The sequence below is a fragment of the Streptomyces sp. NPDC021622 genome (genome assembly GCF_040640795.1).
Classification (GTDB): domain Bacteria; phylum Actinomycetota; class Actinomycetes; order Streptomycetales; family Streptomycetaceae; genus Streptomyces.
On sequence record NZ_JBFACK010000023.1, the window covers coordinates 147,270 to 153,400 of the forward strand.

Below are 6,131 nucleotides of genomic sequence, written 5' to 3' on the forward strand. Positions count from 1 at the left end.
GTCCTGCCCTGCCCCGAGGAGTACTGAATGGACATGCGCGCGCTCGTCGTCGACCCCGCCGCCCCCGGTTCCCTGCGCCTGGGCGAAGCCCCCGAACCCCGGCCCGCCGCGGGCCAGTTGGTGCTCGACGTACGGCACATCTCCCTCAACCGCGGCGAGCTCGCCTTCGCCGGGCAGCGGCCGCCCGGGACCGTGCACGGCTACGACGCCGCCGGGATCGTCGTGCGCGCCGCGGCCGACGGCACGGGACCCGGCGTCGGCAGCCGCGTCGCCGCCTTCGGCCCGGGCGCGTGGGCGCAGCGCATGGCCGTGGACACCACCGCGGTGGCCGAAGTGCCCGCCGGTGTCGACCTCGCCGATGCCGCCGCGCTGCCGATGGCGGGCATCACGGCCCTGCGGACGCTGCGCTCCCGGCCCATCCTCGGCCACCGGGTGCTGATCACCGGGGCGGCCGGCGGCGTGGGCCGCTACGCCGTGCAGCTGGCCGCACTGGGCGGCGCGCACGTCATCGCCTCCGTCGGCTCGGCGGAGCGCGGCAAGGGGCTCGCCGAACTCGGCGCCGACGAGGTGGTGGTCGGCCTGGAGGGGATCGACGCCCCTGTCGACCTCGTCCTCGACACCGTGGGCGGGCCCCAACTCACCGCCGCCTGGGAGCTCCTGGCCCCCGGCGGAGGCGTGCAGAACATCGGCTGGGCTTCCGGCGAACCCGCCGTGTTCGCCCCCTACTCGCTCTTCCACATCGGCGCTCCGAAGACCATGAGTACGTTCGGAGACGTCCACGAGGTGGGGCCCGACCTCGCCACGCTGCTCGCGTTCACCGCGGCGGGCCGGCTCTCCCCGGAGGTCGACTGGCGCGGCCCCTGGGAGCGTGTCCCGGAGGCCGCGCGGGCGCTGCTCGACCGGCGGATCTCCGGCAAGGCCGTCCTCGACGTCACGCCGGGAGCGGCTCCTTGAGCGTCCCGCGCACGCTCCGTTGCGCGCTCACACGCCGATCGCCCCGTCGATCCGCTCCCGCAGCAGGTCGGCGTGGCCGTTGTGCCGCGCGTACTCCTCCACCATGTGGATCAGCACCCAGCGCAGCGACACCTTGCCCTTCCAGCCGTCCTCCCCCTCGACGTCCAGATCGGGCGCGCCGGCGACGAAGCGGTCGGCGAACTCGACCTCCGCGCGCCAGGCCTCCCAGGCCTCGCCGATCACCGCGGGGTCGGGCACCGCGCCCTCGAAGTCGTGGTCGGGGCGGGCGGCCGAGACGAACAGCGGCGGTGCGTCCTCGCCCGCGAGGACGCACCGGAACCAGCGGCGCTCCACCTCGGCCAGATGCCGGACGATGCCGAGCAGCGACAGCGTGGACGGCGCGACCGAACGCCGGGACAACTCACGCTGGAGGCCCGCGCACTTCATCTCCAGCGTCGTGCGCTGCGCCGTCAGAAAGTCGGCGAGCATCTCCCGCTCGCCTCCGGTGGTACGGGCGTTCAACCGCCCGTCCCGCTCGGCCTCGACGAACATTTCCGCTCTTCTGCGTACGTTGCTCATGCCCGCCATCCAATCCCAGCCATCACCCGCGGATCCAGATCTTTGGTGACCCCCAATGTGGCCTCAACCGGCGGCCGAACAGGCGCCGTTCAGGCCGACGCCGCCAGGAACTGGGTCGCCGCCAGCTCCCCGTACAGCGGATCGGCCGCCACCAACTCCGCGTGGGTGCCGGACGCACGCACCATCCCGGCGTCCATCACCACGATGCGGTCGGCCAGCGTCACCGTGGAGAGCCGGTGCGCCACCACGAGGACCGTCACCTCCCGCGCCACCTCGGCCACGACATCGCGCAGCGCCAGTTCGTTGACCGCGTCGAGCTGCGAGGTCGCCTCGTCCAGGAGCAGCAGGCGCGGCTTGCGCAGCATCGCCCTGGCGATCGCCACCCGCTGGCGTTCACCGCCGGAGAGCTGTGAGCCGCGGTGGCCGACCAGGGTGTCCAGGCCGTCGGGCAGCCGCTCCACCAGGGTGTCGAGCCGGGCGCGTACAAGAGCGTCCTGGACCTCGGTCGCGGTCGCGTCGGGCGCCCCGAAGAGCAGGTTCTCGCGCAGGGTGCCCGCCAGGACGGGCGCGTCCTGCTCCACGTATCCGATGGCGGCGCGCAGTTCGGCAAGCGGCCACTCCCGTACATCGCGGCCGTCGACCAGGACACGGCCGCCGGTCGCTTCGTAGAACCGCTCGATGAGGCCGAACACGGTGGTCTTGCCCGCGCCCGAGGGGCCGACGAACGCGGTCATGCCGGGTCCCGGAATCTCGAAGCTCACGCCGTGATGGACGTACGGAAGGCCCTCCCGGTAGCGGAACGTCACGTCCTCGAAGGCGACCGAGGCGGGACCGTCCTGGCCGGGTCCGTCCACGGGCCCGGTGACGTCCTCGGTCTCCAGGCGCTCGGCCCGCACGATGCGGGCGATGGCCGCCGAGCCGACCTGGTACTGCGTGGCACCCTCGACGAGCCGGGAGACGGGGTCGATCAGATAGAAGAGGAACAGCAGGAAGGCGACGAGCGTCGAGATCGAGATCGCGCCGGACGCGACCCGCGCACCGCCGATGCCGAGCACCGCGAGGAACGACACCTGCACCGCGAGCCCGACCGAACTCCACGCCACCGCCTGCCACTTGGCCGACCGCACCCCGTGCCGCCAGGCATCCTCCGCGGCCGCCTGCACCACCTCGGTCTCCCGCTGCTCGGCGCCCGATGCCTTGAGGGTGCGGAACGCGCCGAACGCCCGCTCAAGCGCGGTCGAGATCGTGCCGACCGCCTCCTGGGCGCGCTCCGTCGACCGTGCGATCTTGGGCATCACCAGGCTCATCGCGCCGCCGATCAGCACGATCACGCCGAGTGTGACGCCGAGCAGGACGGCGTCCATCAGACCCATCATCACGATGGTGGCGATGAAGCTGAGTCCGCCCGCGACCGCCGACACCACGGACTGCGTGGTGACCGCGCGCAGCAGCGTCGTGTCCGACGTGATCCGGGACATCAGGTCGCCCGGCTGCGTCCGCTCCACCTCGGGCAGGCGCAGCCGCAGCAGCCGCCCGATGAGGGTGCGCCGGGCCGCGAGCACCACGGACTCGGCGGTGCGTTCAAGGACGTACGCGCCTATGGACTCGATCGCCGTGCCGAGGACCACGAGGGCGGTGAGGACCACGAGGATCCCCGCGATCGACTCGTCGCCGCCGAGCCGGTCCACCAGCGCCTTCGCGGCCAGCGGCTGGGCGAGGCCGGTCGCGGCGCCGATCAGCGTGCACAGGGCGCCGAGCGCGACGACCGCGCGGTGCGGGCGGAAGTAGCCGTACAGCGCACGCCAGGTCTCCGCGGCGGACAGCCGCTCCGGTGCCGGCTTCTCCGGCTCGTTCCCCGGCCCGTTCTCGGTCACTGCCTTCGTCATGTCCTTGGTCACATCAGAACAGGACGCACGGGACGGGTGATCCGCCTGACCGTGGCGGGCCGTCGACCGTAACTCAGATCCGGGCGCGGAGTTAGAGGATCTGTCGAACTCGGTGCAGTGACGATTCTGCAGGGCGAGTCCGGCATGGGGCGGACAACAGGGCTCGCGGTGCGGAAGGGCCCTAGCGTGACGAGGAGGACAGGGCGCGTGCGTCTTCACGGGGGCGGACTTGTGGGCCGCACGGAGGAGCTGGCCAGGCTCCGCCGTCTGCTGGCCCAGAGCAGGCTGGTGACGGTGGTGGGCGGACCCGGTGTCGGCAAGAGCAGCCTCGCCGCGCACGCCGCCGCGGCGACGGGCGGCCAGCTGACCGACGGCGTGGTCGCCGTGCGGTGGTGGGACGGGGCCTGCGCGCGGGGGCGGAGCGTGGCGCGCGCGGTGGTCGAGGCGATGGACGGTGAGACGGCCGACGGCGACGGGCTCGAAGTCGGGGGCGGGCAGGGCGACAGGCGGGGCGATGACTCCGGGGAGCGTGAGCTGTTCACCCGTCTTCGCTCGCGCCGGGTCCTCGTCGTCCTCGACGATTTCGATCCCGTACGCGACGAGTGCGTACGCCTGGTGCAGTCCCTGCTGCTGTGCGCGCCGGGGGTGCGGGTCCTCGCCGCCGGGCGCCAACCGCTTGGCCTGGGGCCGGAGTTGGTCCTGCGCCTCGGCCCGCTCCAGGTCACCGTGCCGGGTGCGGACGAGGAACCGGGGCCCGCGGTGAGGCTGTTCATGCAGCGGTCGCGTGATGTCCGGGGAACGGCGGGGGAAGCGGCCGAGCTACCCGCCGTGAGCGACATCTGTACGCAGCTGGAGGGCGTGCCGCTGGCCGTCGAACTGGCGGCGGCGCAGACCGTGCACCATTCGCCCGCCCAGTTGGCCCGCATGCTGCGGCCCACGCAAGGCTGGCTCGGCATGCCGGAGGCGCCGCTGCGGCGGCACCGGTCCCTGCGGGCCGCCGTCGGCGCGAGTTACGCGTTGTGCGGGCAGGCCGAGCGTTCCGTGTGGGCGCGGCTGAGCGTGTTCGCGGGCGAGTTCGACGAGGACGCCGCCGTGTTCGTGTGCGCGGGCGGCGGCCTGCCACCGGCGCGGGTGGCATCCTGCCTGGCGCGCCTCGTCCTGGCGTCGGTCCTCGAGCCGGTGCGCGATCCCGGCGGGGTGCTGCAGCCCCGCTACCGGCTGCCGGCGGCGGCCCGCGGGTTCGGCGCCGAACGCCTCCAGTCCGTGGGCGAGTCGGCAGCGGCGGGCACCCGGCACCTGAACTGGTACAGGGGCATCGCGCAGACCGCCCACCACCTGTGGAGCACCGGGCGGCACGAGCGGGCGACCCTGCTGATCCGCGACGAGGAGCCGAACCTGCGCGTCGCGCTCGCCCGGGGCCCGTACAGCAACGACCAGAGCGCGGTCGCCCTCGGCATGGCCGTGGACCTGTGGTTCTGGTGGGCTGTGTGCGGTCACGCCGCCGAAGGGCGGGAGCATCTGCGGCAGCTGCTGCCGCTGGGCCGTGCCGACACGCTCGTCTGCGGGCAGGCGCTGTGGCTCGCCGGGTGGCTTTCGGCGTGCACCGGCGGCCCGGAGGCGGAGGAACTCCTCGGCCAGGCCTGGCGGGTGGCCGTCCTCGCGGGAGACGACGCCACCGTCGGCCGCGTCGCCCACGCCCACGGCGTGCTCGCACTGCGCAACGGCGAGACCGAGCGGGCCATCGAGCATCTGCGGGAGGCCGCCCACACCATCCCCGCCTTTGCCCAGCACGGCCCCCCGGCCGCGGTCAGCTGGGCCGAGCTCGCCGTGGCGCAGGCGCGGGTCCGCCCGGCCGACGCGTTGCGCAGCGTCCGCCGCGCGTCGGCCGGTACGCAGACCCGGCACGACGTGTGGACACGCTCCCTGACGCAGTACGCCCACGCTCTCGTCGAGCATCTCCGGGGCCGCCGCAGCAGCGCCTGGCGCCGCGCGCACAAGGCGCTGGCCGGTGTCACCGCCGTCGCCGGACCGCTCGGCGCGGTGCCGGTCCAGGAACTCATCTCCGAGATCGAGCACGGTTCGACGCGACCGAGCGGCAGCGACCCTCCGCTCACCGCCCCCTGACGGCTCATCGCCTTCTCACGCTCCATCACTTCCCGGACGGGACAGGCCCTTCGCTGCGCGCCGGCCACTCCCCTGACGGTCACCCTCCTGGGTTAAATCCCGGGAAAGTGATGGATTGCCCTGATTCATTCGCTTTTGTGCGGTCTACAGATAGTAGGACCGGTCGACGAGTGGACGGAGCGAGAGCATGCGGGCGTTCGACCGAAGGCGCGCGCTGGGTCTGGGACTTGCCGTGACGGCGGGAGTGGGTCTTACGGGGTGCGGTGCGAAGGAGTCCGGGTCCAGGGCTTCGGTCTCCCCTCCACCGTCCGGACCCGGCAAGGGCCGTACCGGCGGCGGTCAGCACGGTGCGCACCGCGAGCGGCCGTCGATCAAGCTGATCGGGGATGGTTCGACGGCCTTTACGGGGCAGCAGCCCCGGCAGCCCGCCAAGCCCGTTCCGCTGGAGCCGGGGCAGACGCCCCCGCAGTTCGTGGTCTTCTCCTGGGACGGTGCGGGCGAGGTCGGCAACGGTCTCTTCCCGCGCTTTCTGAAGCTGGCCGAGGAACACGACGCGCGGATGACGTTCTTCCTTTCCGGGCTCTATCT

Annotated in this window: 4 protein-coding genes and 1 pseudogene; 3 read left to right on the plus strand and 2 right to left on the minus strand. The window is 73.1% G+C overall.

Annotated elements, in window-relative coordinates; translation table 11 throughout:
• The first annotated feature begins 33 nt into the window (after positions 1 to 33).
• Entirely contained in the window at positions 34 to 954 is a 921-nt protein-coding gene (locus AB0G47_RS36160; protein WP_360778818.1) for a zinc-binding dehydrogenase, read from the plus strand.
• Positions 955 to 981: 27 nt separating this feature from the next.
• On the opposite strand, the gene AB0G47_RS36165 is transcribed toward AB0G47_RS36160, so the two are convergent.
• A complete protein-coding gene (locus AB0G47_RS36165) occupies positions 982 to 1,533 on the minus strand; it encodes a DinB family protein (protein WP_360778790.1) in 552 nt (183 codons plus the stop codon).
• Positions 1,534 to 1,622: 89 nt separating this feature from the next.
• On the minus strand, positions 1,623 to 3,419 hold the full coding sequence (locus AB0G47_RS36170; RefSeq protein ID WP_360778793.1) for an ABC transporter ATP-binding protein: 1,797 nt from the start codon (positions 3,417 to 3,419) through the stop codon (positions 1,623 to 1,625).
• Positions 3,420 to 3,626: 207 nt separating this feature from the next.
• Here AB0G47_RS36170 and AB0G47_RS36175 point away from each other — a divergent pair, with 207 nt between their 5' ends.
• Positions 3,627 to 5,543, plus strand: coding sequence for an AAA family ATPase (locus AB0G47_RS36175; RefSeq protein WP_360778796.1), 1,917 nt, complete (start codon positions 3,627 to 3,629; stop codon positions 5,541 to 5,543).
• Positions 5,544 to 5,730: 187 nt separating this feature from the next.
• Positions 5,731 to 6,131 (plus strand): annotated as a pseudogene (locus tag AB0G47_RS36180) (hypothetical protein); the annotation flags it as partial.

Coding starts and splice junctions, on each gene's coding strand:
- AB0G47_RS36170 (WP_360778793.1), bottom strand. CDS start 3,419: ATGACGAAGGCAGTGACCGAGAACGGGCCGGGGAACGAGCCGGAGAAG.
- AB0G47_RS36165 (WP_360778790.1), bottom strand. CDS start 1,533: ATGAGCAACGTACGCAGAAGAGCGGAAATGTTCGTCGAGGCCGAGCGG.
- AB0G47_RS36160 (WP_360778818.1), top strand. CDS start 34: ATGCGCGCGCTCGTCGTCGACCCCGCCGCCCCCGGTTCCCTGCGCCTG.